The 22,258-nt window shown below is 65.2% G+C and carries 13 protein-coding genes; 11 read left to right on the top strand and 2 right to left on the bottom strand.

The annotated features are described in order from the left end of the window. Window positions 1-261: 261 nt before the first annotated feature. Window positions 262-510, bottom strand: coding sequence for a hypothetical protein (locus BJ970_RS40365; RefSeq protein ID WP_184728337.1), 249 nt, complete (start codon window positions 508-510; stop codon window positions 262-264). 914 nt (window positions 511-1,424) lie between these two features. Between BJ970_RS40365 and BJ970_RS24225 the strand changes: the two genes are divergently transcribed. Further along, window positions 1,425-4,481 carry a hypothetical protein gene (locus BJ970_RS24225; RefSeq protein WP_184728336.1) on the top strand — a complete coding sequence of 1,019 codons (3,057 nt, stop codon included), beginning with the start codon at window positions 1,425-1,427 and terminating at the stop codon, window positions 4,479-4,481. A gap of 30 nt (window positions 4,482-4,511) precedes the next feature. Here the strand turns inward: BJ970_RS24225 and BJ970_RS24220 are convergent, their stop codons facing one another. Then, a complete protein-coding gene (locus tag BJ970_RS24220; protein ID WP_246470688.1) occupies window positions 4,512-6,134 on the bottom strand; it encodes an IS1634 family transposase in 1,623 nt (540 codons plus the stop codon). An 80-nt stretch (window positions 6,135-6,214) separates the two neighbouring features. Here BJ970_RS24220 and BJ970_RS24215 point away from each other — a divergent pair, with 80 nt between their 5' ends. From BJ970_RS24215 to cas7e, 10 genes are all read left to right on the top strand, one after another. Next, window positions 6,215-10,135 carry a hypothetical protein gene (locus BJ970_RS24215; RefSeq protein WP_184728335.1) on the top strand — a complete coding sequence of 1,307 codons (3,921 nt, stop codon included), beginning with the start codon at window positions 6,215-6,217 and terminating at the stop codon, window positions 10,133-10,135. Window positions 10,136-10,962: 827 nt separating this feature from the next. Further along, the gene (locus tag BJ970_RS24210; RefSeq protein ID WP_312864467.1) at window positions 10,963-11,583 is read left to right on the top strand and encodes an IS630 family transposase; all 621 of its coding nucleotides are present in this window, start codon (window positions 10,963-10,965) and stop codon (window positions 11,581-11,583) included. 659 nt (window positions 11,584-12,242) lie between these two features. Continuing rightward, a complete protein-coding gene (gene ltrA / locus BJ970_RS24205) occupies window positions 12,243-13,637 on the top strand; it encodes a group II intron reverse transcriptase/maturase (protein ID WP_221467299.1) in 1,395 nt (464 codons plus the stop codon). A 25-nt stretch (window positions 13,638-13,662) separates the two neighbouring features. Then, window positions 13,663-14,307: an IS630 family transposase gene (locus BJ970_RS24200; protein ID WP_221467298.1), complete on the top strand. Its 645-nt coding sequence runs from the start codon at window positions 13,663-13,665 to the stop codon at window positions 14,305-14,307. Between the two features lie 74 nt (window positions 14,308-14,381). Continuing rightward, entirely contained in the window at window positions 14,382-15,638 is a 1,257-nt protein-coding gene (locus tag BJ970_RS24195) for an IS701 family transposase (RefSeq protein WP_184726914.1), read from the top strand. 146 nt (window positions 15,639-15,784) lie between these two features. Continuing rightward, a complete protein-coding gene (cas3, locus tag BJ970_RS24190) occupies window positions 15,785-18,211 on the top strand; it encodes a CRISPR-associated helicase Cas3' (RefSeq protein WP_184728333.1) in 2,427 nt (808 codons plus the stop codon). Continuing rightward, window positions 18,208-18,588 carry a hypothetical protein gene (locus BJ970_RS24185; protein WP_184728332.1) on the top strand — a complete coding sequence of 127 codons (381 nt, stop codon included), beginning with the start codon at window positions 18,208-18,210 and terminating at the stop codon, window positions 18,586-18,588. The genes cas3 and BJ970_RS24185 overlap by 4 nt, the downstream gene beginning before the upstream one ends. A gap of 316 nt (window positions 18,589-18,904) precedes the next feature. Further along, window positions 18,905-20,533 carry a type I-E CRISPR-associated protein Cse1/CasA gene (gene casA / locus BJ970_RS24180; protein WP_184728331.1) on the top strand — a complete coding sequence of 543 codons (1,629 nt, stop codon included), beginning with the start codon at window positions 18,905-18,907 and terminating at the stop codon, window positions 20,531-20,533. Next, a complete protein-coding gene (gene casB / locus BJ970_RS24175) occupies window positions 20,523-21,104 on the top strand; it encodes a type I-E CRISPR-associated protein Cse2/CasB (RefSeq protein ID WP_184728330.1) in 582 nt (193 codons plus the stop codon). Before casA ends, casB begins: the two co-directional genes overlap by 11 nt. Further along, a complete protein-coding gene (gene cas7e / locus BJ970_RS24170; protein WP_184728329.1) occupies window positions 21,101-22,258 on the top strand; it encodes a type I-E CRISPR-associated protein Cas7/Cse4/CasC in 1,158 nt (385 codons plus the stop codon). The genes casB and cas7e overlap by 4 nt, the downstream gene beginning before the upstream one ends.

The following is a 22,258-nucleotide window of genomic DNA, read 5'->3' as shown; positions in this document are numbered from 1 at the left end:
CTGCTCCTGCCAAACGGGCCGCACGCAGCAATCGACACACTGTGCGACTGGCCGACGATCAACCTCTCAGGGGCCGCTACCCCGCGGGCCGGTTGGAGTTCGAGTCCCCGGGGGCCCGAACCAAGACGCCATCCCATCATCCTCGAGCAGAATTTGCTGGTAGTGCGCACCTGACAGCCGGTTCAGACGACGTCACACGGCAGATGTTCCGCCCCAGTTTCGTGCCCCCACCGGAGATCCGGCGGCTACGGGATGTCACCGCTACCGCATCGATCTGGTCAACGCCCGCACCGCGGAGAAAAGCCGGTTGGAGAAGCTCCTGGAAGACGCCTGCATCAAGTGGTCGGTGGTGGCCTCGGACATCTTCGAGGCCCAGTCGCCGCCGCGGTTATCCTCGCCGAGATTGGTCTGGACATGACCCGGTTCCCCACCGCCGGGCATCTGGTCCTGGGCTCGTTTCGCACCCGGGGTCAAGGAATCCGCCGGGAAGACGAAGGGCAAGGCCGACACCGGGCACGGCCGCCGTTACCTGGCGCGCATCCTCGGCAAGGCCGCCGCGGCGGCCCGCACCAACACCTTCCTCGATAAACGCTACCGGCGCGTCGCCAAACGCCGCGACAAAAAGAAAGCCCTGGTGGCCATCGGCCGCTCCCTGCTCGTCATCATCTGGCATTTGCTATCCAGCCTGACGCCCGCTTCCACGACCTCCGCTCCGACTTCTACGACACCTGAATCGTCCCGGCAAGAAACGTAACCACATCCGCCAGTTCGAAGCCCTCGGCTACATCGTCACCCTGACCCCCGCCGCCTGACTCGGGCGCACATCACCACGAACCCGGCTCCGCTGCGCTCGGCCGGGCGCTGCCACCTGCCCGGACACCGTTGGTTTTCGGATTAGTCGAGCAGCAACAGCGGCAGCTCGGTAGAACGGCCACTCCGATGCGGATACGAACCAAAGAAGCCCTGTCTGAGCGGTCCCTGCGACCGGCTCCGGGCTAACGCTGGCAACCGTCAAGCCGAGCTTGGTGGTGTTCACCCGTGCGACCCGGCGCAGTGTCATTTTGAGCCGTGTGGGTGTCGATGACGGCGGACGCAGCCGAGTTGGCCGCAGACCTTGAGTATCGCCCTTGAGACCCGTGTTGTCGTCGGCGCGCGACTTGGGAAAACACGCCGTCCGCGATTCAGCACCCTAATCTTCTCTGATGCCGGCGCGTGGCCGCGCACGTGCGATCCACAGCGTAACGTAACCGGGTAGCATCGGTTTGATGTCGACCCGACACTGCCGATACATGGCGCGCCGACCTTGGGTAGCGTGGCTGGACTGGCTTGTGGACAGGGGGCAGCAGGGTATGGACGGATCCGGCTGGGCCGCCGACGAACGGTATGGCGGCCTGTCTACGGTTGGTTACTGACCGGACGGACGCATGGCCGACGCCGATCTGCTCCGCGCCAGTCGCGATGGCGACCAGTTCCATTATCAGTGGGCTGCTCGGGAATCTCTGAGGCTGTTGCGCCCCGACACCGAGCTGATCGCGATAGCGGTGGAGGGTGGGTCGGCGCAGGACACCGGTGAGCGTGACGGCGAGCAGGTTATAGACCTCGCTGAGTACTACGGGTCGACGGACCTGCGAGACGCCACGCGTGTCGTCTATCGACAACTGAAACACTCAACCTACCAGACCGATCGAAAATGGACGGCTTCCGGGTTCGAGAAAACCGTGCGAGGGTTCGGCAGAAAGTTTCGTCGTATCAGCGAGGAATTGCCCGGGGCCGAGCAGAAGGTGTCGTTTGAGTTCGTGACCAACCGTCCGGTGAGCGACTCTGTCGTGCGCGCCGTCGAGGTACTCGCTTCCGAACTGGCCACACCGGACGACACCCGCGACGCGCGGAACCTCCGTGCATACGCTGGGTTTGGCGAGGACCGGGCCGCCGAGGCGGCCTTCTTCAGCAGGTTCCGTATCGATCCGACCGCACCTGGGCTGGCGAGGTTGGAGTCGCTGGTCCGCAGTGCCGTGGCGGGCATGCTGCCCGGATCCACCGATGTCCAGCACGTGATGCTGAAGGAGATGATCTCACGTCGCGCCACGTCGTTGGAATCGGACAGCACCGTTCATCGGGCCACGGTGCTTGCCGCTTTGGCGACCACGGAGATCGAGCTCCTCCCCGCCCCGAACCTGATTCGCCTGCCTGGACGCCTGGTCGCTACCGGCCGAATCCCGGCGGTAGCCGAGGAGATCGCCGCGGCAGCTGACCGGCCGGTGATTATTCTTGCCGCGGGCGGGATCGGTAAGTCGGTCCTGACCACCCAGCTGCAGCACCACCTGCCGGCCGGTTCGCTCACCATCGTCTACGACTGCTTTGGCGACGGCGGATACCGGCGCTCTAGCCAACCCCGACATCAGCACCAGCAAGGTCTAGTGCAGCTGTCCAACGAACTGGCCGCCCACGTCCTGTGTGATCCGTTGATCCCAGTGACAACAGCACAACCCGGCCAGTACTCCCGGGCCTTCCTGGTCCGTCTGCAGGCTGCGGCCGAGGCACTGACAACACGCTGTCCCGGCGCGCTGCTGACCATTGTTGTGGATGCCGCCGACAATGCCGCGATGATCGCCCGTGACCAGGACGAACGGGCCTTCGTCACCGACCTGCTGCGTGAGCAGCTACCTGTTGGTGTGCGGCTGGTGATGTTGTGCCGCACCGAACGCGTGGACCTGCTGGACCCGCCACCGCACGCGCACAGGCTCGAACTGGCCGGGTTCGGGGCCGAGGAGAGCGCCCGACACCTGCGCACGGTGTTCCCTGAGGCGACGGACCGACAGGCCGCCGAGTTCCATCGCAGAACCGGGGGCAACCCGCGAATCCAGGCATTCGTGTTGGAGGACGCCGACAGTCTTGAGGCGTGCCTGGCGTCGCTGGGCGAGGCGCGGGGGGTCGATGGATCGTTGCTCGATGATCTGCTTCGGCGTCGCGTGGCGGACTTCAAGGACCACGACCCTGCATCGGCCCGTGGTATGGACCGGGTATGCGAGGCTTTGGCCGCACTGCGTCCGCGGATCCCCGTTCACGTGCTCAGCCTCCTATGCTCGGTGCCAGCTACGCTCATCCACAGCTTTGTCGCCGATCTTGGACGGCCATTGCTCATCGACGGCGACACCCTGCAGTTCCGCGACGAGCCGACCGAGACCTGGTTCCGCATCCACCACCGGCCCTCCGGCACTGCACTGACCGACTTCATCGGCCGACTCATGCCGCTGGCCGACACCGACGCCTACGTGGCGGCGTCACTGCCCGAATTGCTGTGGGAGGCAGGCGAGGTCGATATCCTGGTCAGCCTCGCCCTGACTGATGGTGCCCTACCAGAGGGCAACGATCTGGAACAGCGCGAGATCGCCCAGCAACGCGTCCAGTACGCCCTCAAAGCGACCCTGCGCGCGGGCCGGGGCCTCGAGGCCACACGGCTTGCCCTCAAGGCTGGCACTCTGGCCGCCGGTCATTCCCGTACGCTGCGGCTGCTGCGCTGCAACACCGACCTGGCCGGGCTATTCCTTGACGCCACGACGGTTGAGGACCTCGTCGCCAGCCGCAGCCTGGTCGGCGACTGGCCCGGCTCGAACTTGCACTACGAGGGCGCACTGCTGTCCTCGGCGCCCGGTCAGAGCGATCTGGCCCGAAGTCGGCTACGCAGCGCCGTCGACTGGATGGTCGCCTGGGTCCGCCAACCCCATGAGCATGGCCATGGTGTGGAAGCGCACGATATAGCCGAGGTGGCGTTCGGCTTGCTCAACGCCGACGGGGCCGAAGCCTGTATCGAGTTTCTGTCACGGTGGAAGCCCAACCGCGTCGCCTTCGACGCGGGCTTGATCCTCGCCAACCGCCTCGCCGACGCCGGCCGTACCGACGAGATGGAATGGCTTGCGTGGTCGGCGGTTGGGGTGAAGTACCTGCGGTTCGCGGTCGCCTGCGCCGCGTGGCGGGCCAATCACACCTGTTCGGCTCCCGTGGCGCGCAGGCTGGTCACAATGCTCCGGCGGCAGCGCAAGGCCGTCTCGTTCTCGCATCATCGTCCGGGGCCCGATGAACACCTAGAGGTCCAGGCTGTGGTTTGGATCGTGGCTATGGGCCTGCGACACGGTGTGCTCGCCGATGACGAGGCCGAGAAGATCCTGCTGCGGTCCTTACCCGCAACGCTCAGCGTGACGGCATCCAGCAACAGCTCACCCGTCGAGCCATTGTTGTGCGGATACGCCTTGCTGGCCCGAGTTCGCCGACGCCCCTTCCTTATTGACGAGTTCGCCAGTGGTCAGGTCGTCAAGGCAGCGCAACGCCCGCCCTACAGCCACTCCCGCGCGTTGACCGACCATCGACGTGACATCGTGCCACTGGCTGACTGGGCCGCTGCGTGGATCACCTGCCTGGTAGGTGACGACATCGGTCTCAGCAGGCGCTTCAACGAGCTAGCCGCGTCTTTCGCACATGGGTGAGGGTGGGACGAACCCGGGTATGCCGGATGATCATGGCGGTTGGGTGGGATCGACGGCAAGCAGGTTGAGTAGTCGGGTCTGGACGGGCCCGGGTTGCGGGATGGTCGCGGGTTGGCCGGTGGTGGCGGGGATCAGCCGGAGTTCGGACAGGGCCTGGAAGATCAAGCGGCCGGTGGGTTTGGCTTTCTGACCGGGATACAGGCCGGCCATCCTGACCTCCGGAGCGATCGCGGTCCGCACGGCGCGTTCGATCAGGCAGAAGACGAGAAGGGCGAGACAGATCACGGTGAGCAGGGCGGCGATGCGCCGGTTGGTCTTGAGGAACATCGGTGCCACCGCCAGGGGGCCCTTGAACGCCGAGTAGCGGCGTTCCACCACTTCCTGGCCCTTGTAGCGGGTGAGGACCTCGGCGGCGGTGACGGTGGCGGGCAGGTTGGTCAACAGGGCGTACCAGCCGTCGGTGGAGGCCTCGGCATCCAGCGCGGTCTGATCGAACCACCACGTCAGGGTGGGTTTACCGGTGACGGGGTCGGTGCCGACCTGGGTGCGCAGGTAGGTCTTGACACGGCGGGTGCGGGCGATGGTGGTGACCCGGTCGGTGACGGCGTGCTCACTCGGGTAGTGCCGCGACCCCAGGCCACGCACGACCCGGTCGAGGTCGCCGCGGGCCCGGTCGAGTTTCTTCGCCCGTGCCGCCATGGCAGCCGTCGCTCGGGCGGTGGAGTGCACGAACACCCGTCGCAGCCGCAGTACCGGGTCGGTCTTGCGCTTGCCGGGCAGGCTCAGTGTGTCCTCCATGACCCGCCAGGCGCCGCGGCGATCGGCTGGTTTACCGGTGTCCCGTCCAGCTACGTAATCCACAACCGTGGCCGCCTGCGGGTCGAGTGCGGCCAACTCGGCGGCGCGGACGTAGAGCTTGGATGCCGGGGCGATGAATCTCACGCCCGCGGTGACCATGGCGTGCAGGTTGCCGTAGGAGATCAGCTTCGAGTCCCCCACCAACAGAAAATCCCGTGGCCCGGCAAGGTTTTTCAGCGCGGTCATCGCCCCCACTACCTGGGCGACCTCTCCCGCGCCGCCGTCGTAGCCACGATGCAGCACCGGTATCCCGCCGTCGCCGGTGACCGCCAGTCCGGCCTGGACCTGCTTGAGATCCGGGCGACGGTCTTTCGGGTGCCCGAATCGTGGTGCGGCGTAGCCGGGATCGGTCTGTTCGTATGCGCCATACAGCGAGATCGACGTCATATCCCAATGCAACCGGGACACATCCAGCCCGAACGCCGAGATCGCTCGCGCCCCCACCGATCCCACGATCCGGTCCAGCTCCGGGGCGATCGCGTCCAACGCGCGGGCGATCCGGTCGTCATTGAGCCTGGCGGGGTCGATACCCAGCACTTCCTCCACCGCCCATGCCCGCGCCCAATCGGTGACCCGCAACAACGGCGTCGGCGAGGTCAACCGATTCGCCACCAACGCCTCGATCACCTGCCCATGCGACAGGATCGCCACATCACGCACCGGGCAGGCCCGGTCGATAATCCCGGCCAGGTCCAACCTGCCGCAGTAGTCGGCCACCACCGGCAACGCACCCAGCATCTTTTCCACACTCGGCCCACCGAAGACCATCGGTTGCGGAAGCGGTCGTGCACGCATCCCGCAACGATAAGATGATCAAAGCGGAACGCTCTTCCAACCCCAACCACCCCCATGTGCGAAACACGGGGCTAGCCGACATGACTCTGAAGGACTACTCCGATTACGAGACACCCCGCGTGCTCATCAACGGGATCGCACGTCTGGGCGGAAGGATCGCTGCGTTCGGACTCTCGCAGCAGGCACAGCAACGACTCCTGGACTGGTGTCGGCGGCACGAACGCTACATCGCGACGAGCGCACTCGTGGACCTGGTGCGCGCGACTGCCGCCACCTCCGACACCGAGAACATGGCCGTGGCCGTGGCGCACCTGGTGCGTACTTCCTTGGACGTCGCGCACGTCGATGCCGAAGAAAAAGCCGACGACATGGTCGCCCTTGCCCGCGCAACCTACCGCTTCGCGCCGGAAGAAGCCTCGGAGCATTTCGCCCACGCCCGCGACCTCACCGACCGCGTCGGCGACGATGTCCACGCCCGGTGGAAGGCACTGCTCGCACTGGCCGGGGCCTCCGCGTTCCCCGATCACATCGATGACCGGCGCGCTTATCGTGTGGCCCAAATCGTCGAGGGTCTGGAGCCGTACCTCGGCGACGGGGCTGATCATGCTGACGCTCTCACCGCGATCGGCCGCCTGAGTCCGACAACCGCTGTCTCGGTCGCGTCACGCTGGCGCGACCGACGGTTCAGCGCCGACTGGCCCTTCATCCGAGCGGTCACCGCCGAGAACAGCCCATTGACCCCGAATCCGGTGGTGGCACTGGCGATGATGCCGTTCTATGACAATGCAACCCCATCGAGACTGCTCGAAGAAGCATTCCGGACAAGCCCCGGCGAGGCCGCGAGGGTGGCCACGGTCATCGGCGAGTTCCTGTCCCACACCGGAGTCAGCCCGAGACTCGTTGACCGTCTCGATCGGGCGGCCAGCGAACTCGGCATCGATTTGACCCACACCCCATTGGCGCCAACCGTCCGCTGCGCCGCGGGGCGACAGACCCATCACCTCGCCACCAGCATTGACTGGGGTGCTACTGCCGAAGTGAACCCGCACCGCGCGGCCGCGAAGACGCGGGCACACGAAGCTCTCACGGCTTGTGACCTGAGGACGCTGGAAGGCTGGGAGTGCGCCCGGTCGATAGTCGGCTCCCATGTCGGACTGGGATTCGACGAGCTCGCAGATCGGGCCGTGGGAGGCCGACTTTCCGAACTCAGTGACACCCTGGCAGCCTTCCTGGCCAATCCGCACTTCACCATCCACGACTACGACATCCTGATTGATCGGCTGGCGGTTATGACGCTGCTGCCACAAGCGGCTGTCAAACAGATCGGCCTCCTGGCTCGAGAAGCAGCAGCCCGGTTCTGCCGGGAACTGACGCTCAAGAGCTACACCGCTCTAGACCTGGACAGACTCGCCTGTCTTGCCGGAATCAACGAGGACCTGTCGGAAAGCGCCCTGCGACACCTGGGCACGCACCCCACCGCGCTCGATGCCACGGAGTGCTTTACCCTCGCCGCCTTCCTGGCACGACGCCTTCCTCCCGGCCAGGCGCAAATCGCCCTTGACGACCTCACGCGCATGTCGACCCAGATCGCCCCGGTCGACATCGGTGACGGCGACTTCGAGTCCCTGCCAACCGTTCCCGGCCAGCTTGGCCAGTGCATCGCAGGCTACGTCTGGGTAGCGCTGGGCGACCCGGAAGTGAACATGCGGTGGCGGGCTGCCCACTGCGTTCGGCTCCTGATCGGCCTAGGCTGCGGCGAGGAGTTGCAAGCCCTGCACGACTACGCGACCGGCGAACTGTCCGACACCGCGTTCAGCGACGCACGGCTGCCCTTCTACAACAAGCACGCTTTGCAGTGGCTGCTGGTTGCGCTTGCCCGCGCCGCGCAGGATCCCGCCGCCCACCAGTCGATGCATCCATTCATCCCGCTTCTAAAGCGAGTGTTGTTCCATGACCCACCGCACGTGGTGATGCAGGCCAATGCCAAGGCGGCACTGATCGAGCTGGCCGCGGCCGGTGCAGTCACCCTCACCGCCCAGCAACAGGCGGTATGCGAGCGTGTCAACACTCCCGTCGGATCTATCCGCACGCAGTGGTCCGACCGCATCGCAGGAAGCACAGGTGCAAGCGGACTCGGTGACGAGGGAACCGACGGCACGGTCGATCGGGATCAGCAATCTGGGGCGTTTGAGTTCTTCCTGGACTTCAAAGAATACTGGTGTGCCCCGCTCGCCGAAGCGTTCGGCTTGTCCGAGGACTATGTCGAGCGCCGCGCCGCCGAGGTCATCACCGGACGCTGGAAGGTTATTCTCGGACGCGACCATCCTGATCCTCGGCACACTTTGGGCTTGTACCAGCACCAACGCACCTATAGCTACAAGAGCGAGTGGCCGCAAGCTGATGACCTTCAATTCTACCGTGCAGTACATGCACTGTGGACTGTTGCGGGCGACCTACTCGCAAGCTATCCGGTGCTCCACGACGTGGACGATGACAAGGATCTGTTCACCCAGTGGCTCGGCCAGTTCCTCACTAGTCGCGATGACGGCCGCTGGCTTGCCGATCGACGCGATCCCTCCCCCGACAGCGTCTTCGCGGACGAGGACCGCGTAGTTACACCGGACTGGGTCTGGCGGCTGGGCTCTCACCACTTCGCGCAACGCCTACTGCTCGACGAGGGCTGGGTCACCGTCTGGGAATACTCAGACGACGCTACCTACGATGCCGCACAAGAGGTTCGGGTCCACAGTGCCCTGGCTGCACCAGAACGTGCTCGGGCACTGGTGCTGGCTCTGCAGACAGCCCCCTCCTACATGGCGTTCCGCATCCCTCATGCGCGCGATGACGACTACCAATACAACCTCGACGGCTTCGAACTGACAGGCTGGATCGTCGACCCCCAGCCACTCGATGGCGCCGACACCCACGATCCATTTGCCGCAGCTGTCCGGTACCCGCCTACACACCCCAGCGAAGACATCGTCCGGATGCTCGGCGTCACCCCCGATGCTGACATGCGCGCATGGGCCCGAGGTGGTCGTCCTGTGCTGCGCAGCAGGGTATGGAATGACACCAGCGATGCCGGTCAAGGACGATTGCGCGGTCGCCGCGGGCAACGCCTACAGATTCGACGTGACCTCCTGCAGGAGCTGCTGCATGCCACTGGGCGTAGCTTGATCGTCGAAGTAATGATCGATCGGACCCACCAACGCCTCAAGCAGTCCCATACCCCCGTGTGGAGGCACCACGATGACGACTCCCTCCCATCCTGGAGCGGTCCTTCAAAATTTACCTCTTCGATGAGTCAGGAGGATGCGGAGAGCTTTGAGCGCACCCTGGAACTGGGTAAAGAGATCGCACAGGACTTGTCAGACAGCGATGTCCTGGGCCGCTGGATGGCCCACCACATCAGCGACCTGATCGTGAGGGCCGAGAACGCCACCGACCAGCAGACCCTCGAACTTCGGCGCGAGACCGCCGATACGATCATCCGCTTGTGGGCGCATCGCTCGGCCGCGCCACTGCACAGCCGCCCCACGGAGGCACTCCAGCCGGTGATGGAGACCCTGGTCCGCTTGGAACAGGACGAACCGTGGCGGTTCTATGGCATGTTCCCGGCTGGCAGTGAACCGAGCGACGACACGACCCGTACCACACTGTTGCGATTCGCCCTCGAGTTGGAGGAGACCGTCCGCGATGTCGTGCGGCACGTCATCGTCGTCGCCGCCGAACAAGCCGCCCATGGGGAAGCCAAGTGGCTACGTCTCACCGAACACCTGGCAGAAGACGATCAGCGACACCTGTTGCGCCTGATTCGTCACATGGGCAGTCGACTGCGGACCGATGACACCGACACCGCAGATACAGACGACACGAACCAGCAAACGCATTCGATATCAGCACTACGCAAGGCGGAAAAGCGAATGGCCGAGGTCCGCCGTGCACTGGAGAAAAACTTGGCCGCAACGACAGACGAGGTAACCGGAGATCACACGTCCTGACACTTCGCCCCGCCTGGACCAACGCAGGAGAAGCATCCGCCAACCCTCCGTCCCCGGCGCCGGCGGCCGAGGCCTCGCGCGCCAGAGAACAGTTCTTCACGGTGCGCAGGTTGCATCACCTCGCGGTGCCCTCGGAAGACCGGACGCCGGGGTTGCATGCCCCGAGGGCCCGAGGGCGTGGTCTACGAGCGGGGTTGGTCCAGAGACTTGGACCACAACATCGACCGCATAAGCCTCTCCCCGCGCGAGAGGGGATGATCCCCTTGTATTTGTATCATAACGGCATCCACAGACATCAGCCTTCTTCCCCGCGCGAACGGGCGGTAACGGGAAGCAGAGGCGATGGGCTACAGTTTGCGCTTCTTCCCCGCGCAAGCCGGTGACTGGCCTGTTGTGGAGTTTGGTTCTTGCTTGCTGCTGGCACTGGTGTGGGTTGTGCTGGCCGCTTAGCGGTGGGCACGGATCTTGACGTACCCACCGCTACGGGTTGTTGCCCCACTGGCGCTTGGGCTCTGGTCGGGTAGGCGAACCTCAATCAAGGCTCAGTGCGCCTGGCCGTGTGGAGTTCGCCTTGTTGGACTGGTTGTTGCATATCCAACCGGCCACCCCCACCTGTAGGTGGAGAACGCCGGCGACTGGTTTGCGTTTCAACTTCAACGCGCGCACCGACCTGGTTTCTCTTCTTTTACCGGGCGTCACGGTCTGCTGCCGCAACGGGTGCGTGCCAGAAATCGAGGTGTGGTAAGGATTGTCTTGGCCCGGTATTGCGGGTAGCTGACCTAGTGTTCCGTAATTCTGGTTACTTTACTCTGGCTTGATTGATCGTCGTGCTGACTGGGGCCGTGGAACTGTCGACGGGTGAGGAAACCGAGCTGCGGGCGCTGACGAACAGTCGGGATGTGCCGGCGCGGGTGGCGACGCGGGCACGGATTGTGTTGTGGTGCGCGGAAGGCAGGCGCAAGAAGGAGGTCGCATCGTTGGCCGGGGTGTCGCGGCCGACGGTGGATCTGTGGCTGGACCGGTATGCCACGGACGGGATCCCGGGCCTGCTGGATCAGTCGCATGCCGCGCCTCGCGAGCAGGTTCCGGCCCGGATTCGCGGGCGGATCCTCGCGCTGATGCAGGCAAGCCCGCCGGGCGAGACGGGACTGTCGCACTGGTCTAGCCGGGAGATGGCCGCCTATATCAAGCGCACCGAGGGCGTGGCCGTGTCTCACAACTACGTGGCGAAACTGTGGCGAGAGCACGGATTGCCACCGCATCGGCAGGGCACGTTCAAGGTCGGCAAGGATCCCGAGTTCGCCGACAAGGTCGCCGACATCGTCGGACTTTACCTCCAGCCACCAGGTAGCGCGGTGGTGCTCTGCGTCGACGAGAAAACGCGTGCGCCACGAGGCGCTGATGGTAGCCGTGCGGGAGGTGGTGCCCGCCGCCGGTCATCGCAGTGACCGGTCGAAGCTGGAGGCAGGTTGAGCCCTGGGTTGAGGGTGAGGCCGGGAGCGGCCTTGACAATGTAGGGGCGGGTCGGTACTGCCAGACGGCTCGTGCCCGCTAGCAAGGACGGGAAGGCGTAGGGAAACCGAACCAGTGGCAGAAGCCCCGTGAGTCGTCAGCGGTCCGGCAAACCTGGCGGATGGATCGCTTTGCGGTGCTGGACAGGCCGTGGGTTTTGGCTTGTCCGCTTCCGTTGCCTGTGTGTTTTGGGTGGCGGGAGGCCCGAGCCAAGACTGCGATGTGCGGCTTGTGGCGATGCCGCCGGGGTATAGCTGGACGTCGACCCCGTCGTAACGGACATCAGCGAACGTGGGAAGCGGCCCGGTGCCGCCCGAGCCAGCCGCCGAGCCGCGGGGTTGGTGGGCAGGCGCGACGCCCGCTGTGGGCATCGGGTCGTGGCGGAGCCGTTGTAGTACTCCGAGCCGGGGAAAGCCCGTGCGCATGGGGAAGGACGGCAGCGTGATCAGCAGCTTGGTTGTGGTTGGGGAGGTCACTGTTGAATAGCGGTGCTCCGAGCGAGTCCGACCTCGCGAGGGCGGAACGGCGGGTACTTGACCACCAGCGGAAGCTGCACCGATGGGCAAGAAACGAACCGGACAAACGGTTCGATGACGTGTTCAACTTGGTTTGTGATCAGGCGACCTTGCTGGTCGCCTGGGAACGGGTGTCGGGCAACCGGGGCGCCAGGACAGCAGGGGTGGACGCGGTGACGCGCCGCCACGTCGAAGAGGACATCGGAGTGCCGGCGTTTCTGGACGAGCTGCGTTCGTCGTTGAAAGACGGCAGTTTCACCGCGTTGCCGGTGCGGCAGACGACGATCCCCAAGAAGGGCGGCAAGGTCCGTTATCTGGGGATTCCGACGCTGCGGGACCGGGTGGCGCAGATGGCCTTGAAACTGGTCCTGGAACCGATCTTCGAAGTCGATTTCTATCCGCATAGTTACGGGTATCGGCCGGGAAGACGGGCACAAGACGCCATCGCCGAGATCCACAAGATGACCACCCAGGGCTACGAGTGGGTGGTCGAAGGGGACATCAAAGCCTGCTTCGACAACGTCGACCACCACGTCCTGATGGACCTGGTGGCCCGACGCATCGCCGATCGTAAGGTGGTGCGACTGGTCCGTGCTTTCTTGCGGGCCGGGATCGTCGAAGAGCATGGCGGATTCGCGGCGAGTCTGACAGGCACGCCGCAGGGTGGGGTCGCTTCTCCTCTGTTGGCCAACATCTATTTGTCCGTCTTGGACCAGCACTTCGCGGCGGTCTGGGAACGGCAGATGAGCCCGCCGTGGCGGCGGCAACACCGCCGTCGGCGGGGATTGCCGAATTATCGGCTGGTGCGCTTCGCGGACGACTTCGTCGTGCTCGTGCACGGCAACCGGTCGGATGCCGAGGCGCTACGGAACGAGATCGGCGGGATGCTGGCGCGTGAGCTGAAGATGACCCTCTCGGCGGAAAAGACGCTCGTGACGCACGTAGACGACGGGTTCGTGTTCCTCGGCTTCCGTATCCAGCGGCGGCGCAGGGGCGATGGTCGTCGGGTGGTGCTGACCATCCCGTCCAAGCAAGCGTTGGCCGGGGTGATGCACAAGATCAAGCAGGCCACAGGGGCCGGCACCGTCTCGCTGGGATTGGGTCAACTGTTGCGGATGGTCAACCCGATCCTGCGGGGCTGGGCTGCGTATTTCCGCTACGGCGCGTCCAAGAAGACCTTCGCTTATCTGGGCTGGTATGCCTGGTGGCGGGTGATCTACTGGATACGTCGCAAGCATCCGCACCTGACCTGGAAACAGATCCGGCGGCGCTACTACGGGGCCGACCGGATCGCAGCGGACGGGCTGACCCTCTACAACCCGGCGAAGATGGGGGTCGAACGGTACCGCTACCGCGGAACGCAGATCGCCACGCCGTTCAACGTCGATGTGGTCAATCCGGCGGGAGCCCGTTTCCGCCGCACCAGCCACGACGACGTGGCCTTTGTCGGGCAGGTCTCCGAACTCGTCAGCTAGCCCTTCGGGACACGTGGAGAGCCCGGTGCGGGGACGACTCGCACGCCGGGTTCGGCGGGCGGGGACGGGAAAACCGACAGCCGAAAGGCTGCACGGCGTCCCGTCCCCGACCCAACAGGTCCAGGCCCTCGATCGCACGCAGCCGGTGCTGCCGATCGCCTTCGGTGCAGCCGAGAAACGCACCCACGACTACGTGCGGCACGGCACGACGAACCTCTTCGCCGCGCTCAACGTCGACACCGGCGAGGTCTTCGGCGAGTGCAAACCCACCCGCAACGGCGCGGACTTCCTGGCCTTCCTCAAACAGGCCGTGAAACCCCACCACGGCAAGGACATCCATGTCGTGCTCGACAACCTCTCCACCCACACCACCCCGCAGGTGCGGGCCTGGCTTGAGAAGAACCCACGGGTGAGGTTCCACTTCACACCCAAAGGATCCTCGTGGATCAACCAGATCGAGAACTGGTTCTCGATCATCACCCGGCAGGCGATCCGGCGCGGCACCTTCAGCTCGGTCAAGGTCCTCATCTCCCGCATCCGCGACTACATTCAGCACTGGAACACCAACCCGAAGCCGTTTGCCTGGACCGCAACAGCCGACGAGATCCTGGCCAAGGTCCGGCTCGTCCAGACCAACATCAAGAAGCTTGTCGACAACAACGCTAAGTAAAGAGTCCAGCATTACAAACCACTAGCCTAGTAGGGCTTTGTTACTTGTAGATCATCGTGTGGGATGATCTTGGGATGCTGCCGGCTGAGCTTGACGCTGTCCGTGACCGTTTGGAGGAATTCGCGGGTGAGGTGTTCACGTCGTTCGTCCGTAGTGAGCAGCGGGCGAATGGTGGGCTGTATCTGCGGGGGCTGATGCTGGACGGGCGGCGTAAGTCGATGCAGCCGATGGCCGAGCGGTTGGGGGTGGATCATCAGCGGTTGCAGCAGTTCATCACGTCCTCGACGTGGGATTATGCGGTGGTGCGGCGGCGGTTGGCGGCGCGGGCGGTGCAGGTGGTGTGCCCGGAGGCGTTCGTGCTGGATGACACCGGGCATCTCAAGGACGGCGAGGCCTCGCCGGGGGTGGCCCGGCAGTACACCGGCACGGCGGGCAAGGTCACCAACTGCCAGGTCGCGGTGAGCGTGCACGCGGTCACCGATGCCTGTTCGGCCGCGCTGGACTGGCGGTTGTTTCTCCCGCAGAGCTGGGATGATGAGTGCGCGACCGGCGCCGAGGCCGAACGCATCGCCGCCCGGCGGGCACGTTGCGGCATTCCTGAGGATCAGGGGTATCGCCCGAAGTGGCGGCTGGTGTTGGAGATGCTCGACGAACTGGCCGCCTGGGGGCACATTCCGCCGGTGGTGGTCGGTGATGCCGGCTACGGCGATAACGCGACCTTCCGGTGCGAACTGGGCGCACGAGGACTGCCGTATGTGATGGCCGTCAAGGCGGCCGCCACCGCTCATCCCGCAGACGCCGAGCCGGTGGCCGCGTCGTATTCCGGCCGGGGACGGCGGCCCGCACCCCGCTACCAGGACACGCCCGCCACGTTGCGGGATCTCGTGCTCGCCGCCGGACGCACGGGCCTGCGGTGGGTGACCTGGCGGCAGGGAACCAAGAAAACCCAGGGCAATCCCACCGCTGCGATGCGCTCTCGGTTCCTGGCCCTGCGGGTGCGGCCGGCCAACCGCGATATTCCCCGGGAGGCTGACGGCAGTCTGCCGGTGTGCTGGCTGCTGGTCGAATGGCCGCCCCGCGAGCCCGAACCCACCGACTACTGGATCTCCACCCTGCCCGAGGACACCCCGGTGCGTGAGCTGGTGAGGCTGGCCAAGATCCGGTGGCGCATCGAACACGACTACCGGGAACTCAAGACCGGGCTCGGGCTCACCCACTTCGAAGGGCGTTCCTTCACCGGCTGGCACCGCCACGTCACCCTCACCTCCGCCGCCCATCTGTTCCTCACCGAACTCCGGTTGACCAGCCCAAAAGCACCTGGGGCGGCCTGACTCTCTACAAGATCCTCCACGCCCTCCAGGTCCTGCTGGCCACCTGGACAGGCCGATGCCCCACCTGCCACCAGCAACCACCATGACCACCTAACAAAGTCCTACTAGGAGGATAGGCGATTTCTGAGTTTTCCGGCGTAGACGAAATGTCGTTGGGAGCAGCTGGCGAGGGCGGTGTGGCGCCGGCTGGGTTGTTGGCGGCGGTGACTGCGCCGTGGGCGAAGGAGGGGAAGACCGGGACGCCGCATCCTCTTGTGTGCCATGCGATTGATACGGCTGCGGTGGCGGAGTTGTTGTATCCGGTGATGCTCGGCCCTCAGGTGCGCGCGGAGTTGGAGTCTGGGCTGGCGCCATTGGGCGATGTATGGCGGTGGGTGGCTGTGTCGTGCGGGTTGCATGACTTGGGCAAGGTTTCGCCGGTGTTCCAGGCGCAATGCGCTGAGATTGCGATTGAGCGGATGGGGAATCGGGCGGCGGGGGCGATCAGGCGGGCGCAAGTGGCTACTGGCCGGAAGCCAAGGAAAGATCTCGATCACGGCCTGGCCACTGCAGCGCACTTCTACCTTCGACTACAGCAGTGGGGAGCTCGTCGTGAGGTAGCGGATGCTGTGGCGTGTGCGGTAGGTGGGCATCATGGCTGGCTGCCGGACCGGTTCACGATCAGGCAGGCGATCGCTGCCCGTGCCCACCTCGGTGGGGAAAGCTGGGGACGGTTGCGGGACGCCACGGTGGAAACGGTCGTGGGATTGTGGGGGCTGCCCCTGCCGCAGGAACTCCCGTGGAAGGCGGTGCGGGTGAGCTTGGTGGCGGCACTCGGGCTGGCCGGTTTGACGACGATCAGCGATTGGATCGCGTCGGGCAGGGCGCGTTTCCCGTGGTGCCCGGAGGTCACGGATCTGGTTGCCTACCACCGTGAATCGCGTGAGCAGGCGCAGCGGGTGGTCGCTGGGTTCGGGTGGGTGCCGTGGCGCCCGGCTGAGACAGGTTTTCAGGCGCTGTTCGGGGAGAGTCCGCGTTGGCTGCAGGTGACCGTGCAGAGTCTGGTCGAGGGGCGTACGCGGCCTGGGGTGCTGGTGATCGAGGCACCGACCGGTGAGGGCAAGACGAAGGCGGGGTTGCAGGCGGCTGCGAGCATGGTGCGGGCCTTGTCGCTGTCCGGGATCTACGCGGCGTTGCCGACGCGGGCCACGGGCAAGCAGTTCTACGACGAGGTCAACGAGCTGCTGGTGCGAACAGGCTGCTCGTTGCGGGCGGTTCCGGTGCATGGTTTGGCTTTGCAGCAGGTCCGCGCCGAACAGGCCGGGCAGGACGCGAGCATCATGCCGGAGGATCTGGGGTCTGATCTCGGTGAGGAGCAGGCGCGAGCGGAGCGGATCGCGGCTCGTGAGTGGTTTGCGATGAACCGCGGGCTGTTGGCGCCGATCGGTGTCGGCACTGTCGACCAGGCGCTGCGCGGGGTGGTGCGTTCCCGGCATACCTTCGTGCGCCTGACCAGCTTGTCGAGCAAGGTGCTGCTCATCGACGAGGTCCACGCCTTCGACACCTACACCTCGCGGTTGCTGGACCGGCTGCTGTGGTGGTGTGGACGGCTGGGCATTCCGGCGATCCTCATGTTAGCGACGCTGCCCGCCCAGCGCCGTGACGAGCTGATCGCCGAGTGGCGGGCCGGCGCACGCGTCGAACCCGTCGCCACTGGCGATCACGCGACCGTGGAGCCGAGCGGCTGGCGGTTGACCTGGGCCGACGCCGAGGAGGCTCCGGCAGCGGTGCCTGTCGTCACCGAGCAGGACACCCGCCGTGTGCGACTGGCCCCGCTGTCCGATGACGAGCTCGTCGACTGGGTTCTGGACCGGATTGGCACCCACAGCAGCGCGATGATCGTCCACAGCACCCTCGTCCGAGTCCAAGCTACCGCGACGGCGCTCAAGAAAGCCCTTAAGTCCAGAAACGGCGGCACCGTTGTTCGTGTCCTGACTCGAGGCCCGGATGACGCCGACCGTGCCCGTATCGAAGAGGACCTGCGGTGCCGGCTCGGTCCGAAAAGCAAGTATCCGCGCAACGTGATCGTGGTGGGAACCTCCGCGCTGGAGAACCTCGATCTCGACGTCGACGTGCTGGTCTCGGATCCTTGCCCGATCGACCTGCTTCTGCAGCGGCTTGGTCGACTCCATCGTCACAAACATCAGGACCGGGCAATCAAGGAGAAGGAGATCGGGCTGGTGGGTATGGCCGGCCAGCCCGCCCCCGCCCACGGCAAGGTCAGGTTTCCCCGGGGGCCGGCCAATCTCTACGGGCGCTACCTGCTGGAAGTCAGCTGGGCGGTCCTAGCCGGGCGAGACCAGCTGAGCTTGCCCGAGGACATCCCCGACCTCGTACACGCCGTGTACGCACACGACCATCAGACCCTGTCCTCGATGCAATACCGCCGCAGTACCGACCTGGCCGACTACCGCGGTCACGTGCCCTGCGTGCCTCGCTGCGACGATCACGACAGCTTGCGCGACCTGACCGAACGCCCCGGCAGCCCCAATCAGACCCGTCGCAACACCGGCCCCCAGAAAGACCGATCATGACGTTCACCGGCCACGATGACCAGCCCTCACCGTTCGAGGACAGCATCACCCTCGTTCCACTGTGGACGACCGACCAAGACCTACCGGTCAGCCGGCACGGCACGCCTGTCGACCTCGATGCCATCGAGCTTCCTGAAGCCACAGCCGTGGAACTCGCCGCATCGGTCGTTCATCTCACCGTGCCCGACGATCTCTCCCCCGATGCGTTCGCCGCGCTCATCGACCTTGCCGTACCCGAATGCTTCGCCGAGTCCGACTGGCTGACCGACCACCGGCCGCTCATTCTGCGCGATGGGCACTGCACCCTCGGGCCACTCACCTTCTACAGCACCGCGGAGGGCGATCTTCTCATGAGGGAACGTTCCGATGGCGAGTGATGACCGAAAAGCGAGAGAATACACGCCTTTGGCATATTCCAGCAGCGCTTGTTGTTGGGCATTCAACAGTGTTATCCGAGGTAGCGCGGCGAAAGTCCCGGCATGTATGGGGATCTTGAAGGCTGCCACGGGGGCTTGCTATCGTCGAGCGCCGAACAGTGGGGGTCCATGGTTCGAAATCGGGAATCAGCGTGTACTTGCCCTTGCGAGTAAATGTAGTTCAGCTTGTGCGCCATGACCGACGCGGACAACGATCGCGTGCACGGTCAACGTCGACGTTGTGGGGCGTCGCTGCCCTTTGACGAGGAGAAACCGTTTGGCTTTCGATCTGCTGGATGAGCATTGGGTTCCCGTGGTCGGCGAGGATCGGAACCCGGAAGAGGTCGGACTGGCCGAGGCGTTCACGCGGGCGCACGAATTGCGGTGGGTGGAAGGCGAAGCCCCGGTGGTCACCGCTGCTGTCTACCGGTTGCTGTTGGCGCTGGCTCACCGTGTGTACGGCCCGGACAGCGGAAAATCCTGGCACGCTCTCTGGGACGCGCCCTGTTTCCCCGACGGGCCGTTGCTGGAGTATCGCTCCAGATTCTTCGATCGCTTTGACCTGTTCGGAGCTCGTCCGTTTCTTCAGTGCCCTGGCCTGCCGCGGGAGAAGATGGGCTCGGCCGCTCAGCTGGTCTTGAATCGTTCAGTGGGCAACAACGCGACGCTATTCGATCAGACCACGGCAGGTGATCGGCCTGAGCTTGATGCCGCAGTGGCCGCGCGCTGGTTGGTGACCGTGCATGCCTTCGATCCCGGTGGGTTGAAAACCCCGTACCGCAGCGATAAGTCGTCCGAGCGTGCGTTGTGCAACTTCTTCGGCACGGTGGTCGTCGAGGGCGCGACGTTGAAGGACACGCTGCTGTTGAACATGCCTGTGTACGCACCCGGACGAGGCAAACCGAACCCCACCCGTCCCGACGACTGCCCACAGTGGGAACTCGACACCCCTCCGAGCCCGGAGCCGGACAAGGAACGACGTCCGCCGCGCGGCTGGACGGATCTGCTGACCTGGCCCTCCCGGCGCATCCTGCTGCAGGAATCCCGTCACAACGGGAGATCGACCGTCAACGGCGTAGTGATCACCCCGGGCACCCGCCTGCGTACCGAGCTCGCGGATGCCGAGCTCATGGCGGCGTTCCGGCAACGGATGACCAAGACCAAACACGGCTTGTTTCCCGCCGGACCGAAATATCCTGTGGTGCTGGAGGAATTGCGGGGCGTCTGGCGGCACTGCCGTGAGTTGCTGCTGCCGGCGCCGCCGGCGAACCCCCGCCAACGCCCGCGGGTGCTCGATCACGTTGCCGAGTACGCCCCGGACGACGAGGTGTACTCGCTGCGGGTGTTCGGCCAGCAGCTCGATCCCAAGGGTGGCGCGGTGCAGACCTGGTTTCAGGAGACCGTGCCCGCACCAGTGGCTTTGCTTCGGGTCAACGACACCGACGACCGTGTCGAGCAGCTGCTCGGGTATGCGGTCGGTTTGGCTGACGACATCGGAGCGGCCTTGCAATGGCTGGAAAGGCTCTACGACGAAGCGCTCGCGGCCGAGCGGGCGCACGCCCGACGGCGCAGCACATTGAGCCAGTGGTACTGGCCGGAACTACCCGCGCCCTTCGGCACCGTCCTTCGTGACCTTGGCGTCGTGCTCCAGAACGCGCAGACCGCCGGCTCGGTCTCGCAGGCAGCGTTGTTCGCGCCGTTTGAGTGGTGGAAGGAGACGGTGCGGCGCGTCGCGAACGCCGCGGTGCGCACCTGGGCGTGGCAGCTGCCCCGGGAATCAGGGCGGCAGCTGTTGGCGCTCGCGGATGCCGAAAGCCGCTTCCAGTCGCGACTTGGTGGGTTGTGCCGCGACTACGACATCGACCTGGACCGCTGCCGAGATGAGGACGAGGACAATGGTGACTGACGACCACGATCGCCGACGTGCGTTCATCTCGAACCTGTACCAACTCGGAGACGCCCTCCACAGCCACGGCCACGACGCGAGGACGGCTGACGCGCGGAAAACCCTAGCTCAGCTACGGCGCAGCCTGACGCGGGAGTACCAACCCGCTGCGCTGGATTTCCTTTTCGAACAGAATCCTCCGGCGCGAGAAGAAGAGACTTGGCTGCTTGTGGCCGGGTTGTTCGCACTGGCCCCCAGCTCCCCGAACCACGGCGAGCGTCGTCTTCCTCTCGGAGCGGCGATGCGCAAAGTCGACCAAGGGGCGTCTGAGGCGCGGATGAGGCAGCTGCTGTCGGTGGCGCCGAACAGCGTGGCGCATTACGTGCGGCAAGCCGTCCAGCTGCTCCGTGGTCACAACATCGCCCTGAACTTCGAAAGCCTGCTCGACGACCTGGTCACCCTGAGCTCCGCGCCACCCAACAGCCGACTCGCGCACCAGGTTCGTATGAAGTGGGCGCGAGATTTCCACCGCGCAATTGATTCCAGCGTTCACGCCGACACCGACGATCGCTCCGGAGGGGCTTCCGCATGATCATCGAGCTGCACCTGCTTCAATCGTTCCCGGCAAGCAACCTCAACCGTGACGATGTGGGCCAGCCCAAAAGCGTCACCTTCGGTGGTGTCCTCCGCGGCCGGATCTCCAGCCAATGCCTCAAGCGGTCCGCCCGCTCGCTGTTCCAGAAGCATGGGCTGGATATCTCGGAGACGGGTGTGCGGACCAAGCGATTGCTGACCGAGACCGCGCGGAAACTCGACGGCACCGACACTCCCGAAGCCGCTACCGAGGACGTTGTCCGGGAGGCGCTGCGCGAGCTCGGGTTCGGGATCGCCAAAAACGACCTGACCGAGTACCTGATGTTCGTCGGCCATCGCGCCGTCGACGAACTCGCCGGGTTCTGCCGCACGAACTGGGACGCTTTCACCGACCTCGCCGCCAAGCGACACGCGGCCGCACAGAAGTCCGCCGCGGACGCCAAGAAAATCGAGGCCAAGCTCAAAAAGATCAAGCCGGACCGCGAGCGTCTCGAGGAGGCGCGCCGGATCCTCGACGCCCGGCGGGTCGCCGACATCGCCCTGTTCGGCCGCATGGTCGCCGACAACAAGGACTTCAACGTCAACGCCGCCTCCCAGGTGGCGCACGCGTTCTCCACACACGCGGTCAACACCGAATTCGACTACTACACCGCCGTCGACGACCTCAAACCCGAAGCCGAGGCCGGAGCCGACATGATCGGCACCGTCGACTTCAACGCCGCCTGCTACTACCGCTACGCCAACCTCGACCTAGACCAGCTCACGCACAACCTCGACAACGACAAGGACCTGGTCGAGCGGGCAGCCACCGCATGGCTACGATCATTCATCCACGCCACCCCCAGCGGCAAGCAGAACTCCACCGCCGCACGCACCATGCCCGAAACCCTGCTGACCGTAGTACGCGATCACGGCGCATGGAACCTCGCCAACGCCTTCCTCCGCCCGGTCACCGGCACCGACGTCCTCACCACCTCGACCACGCGGATGCGCGAACACTTCACCCAGCTCCGCGGCTTCTACGGCGAGGACGAAATCCGCCAGGTCACCGCAGCTACCCTTTCCGAGCCCGTCCCCGCGCTGGCGGAATCCGACACCGTCGGCTCGATGACCGAACTCACCCACCGAACGTTGACCTCCGCCCTGGGATGA

This window comes from Saccharopolyspora phatthalungensis (genome assembly GCF_014203395.1).
Lineage (GTDB): Bacteria > Actinomycetota > Actinomycetes > Mycobacteriales > Pseudonocardiaceae > Saccharopolyspora > Saccharopolyspora phatthalungensis.
This window is presented reverse-complemented; position numbering and strand designations above follow the sequence as displayed.

Coding starts and splice junctions, on each gene's coding strand:
- BJ970_RS24185 (WP_184728332.1), top strand. CDS start 18,208: ATGACGTTCACCGGCCACGATGACCAGCCCTCACCGTTCGAGGACAGC.
- BJ970_RS24195 (WP_184726914.1), top strand. CDS start 14,382: ATGCTGCCGGCTGAGCTTGACGCTGTCCGTGACCGTTTGGAGGAATTC.
- BJ970_RS24225 (WP_184728336.1), top strand. CDS start 1,425: ATGGCCGACGCCGATCTGCTCCGCGCCAGTCGCGATGGCGACCAGTTC.
- cas7e (WP_184728329.1), top strand. CDS start 21,101: ATGATCATCGAGCTGCACCTGCTTCAATCGTTCCCGGCAAGCAACCTC.
- casB (WP_184728330.1), top strand. CDS start 20,523: ATGGTGACTGACGACCACGATCGCCGACGTGCGTTCATCTCGAACCTG.
- BJ970_RS24215 (WP_184728335.1), top strand. CDS start 6,215: ATGACTCTGAAGGACTACTCCGATTACGAGACACCCCGCGTGCTCATC.
- BJ970_RS24220 (WP_246470688.1), bottom strand. CDS start 6,134: ATGCGTGCACGACCGCTTCCGCAACCGATGGTCTTCGGTGGGCCGAGT.
- cas3 (WP_184728333.1), top strand. CDS start 15,785: ATGTCGTTGGGAGCAGCTGGCGAGGGCGGTGTGGCGCCGGCTGGGTTG.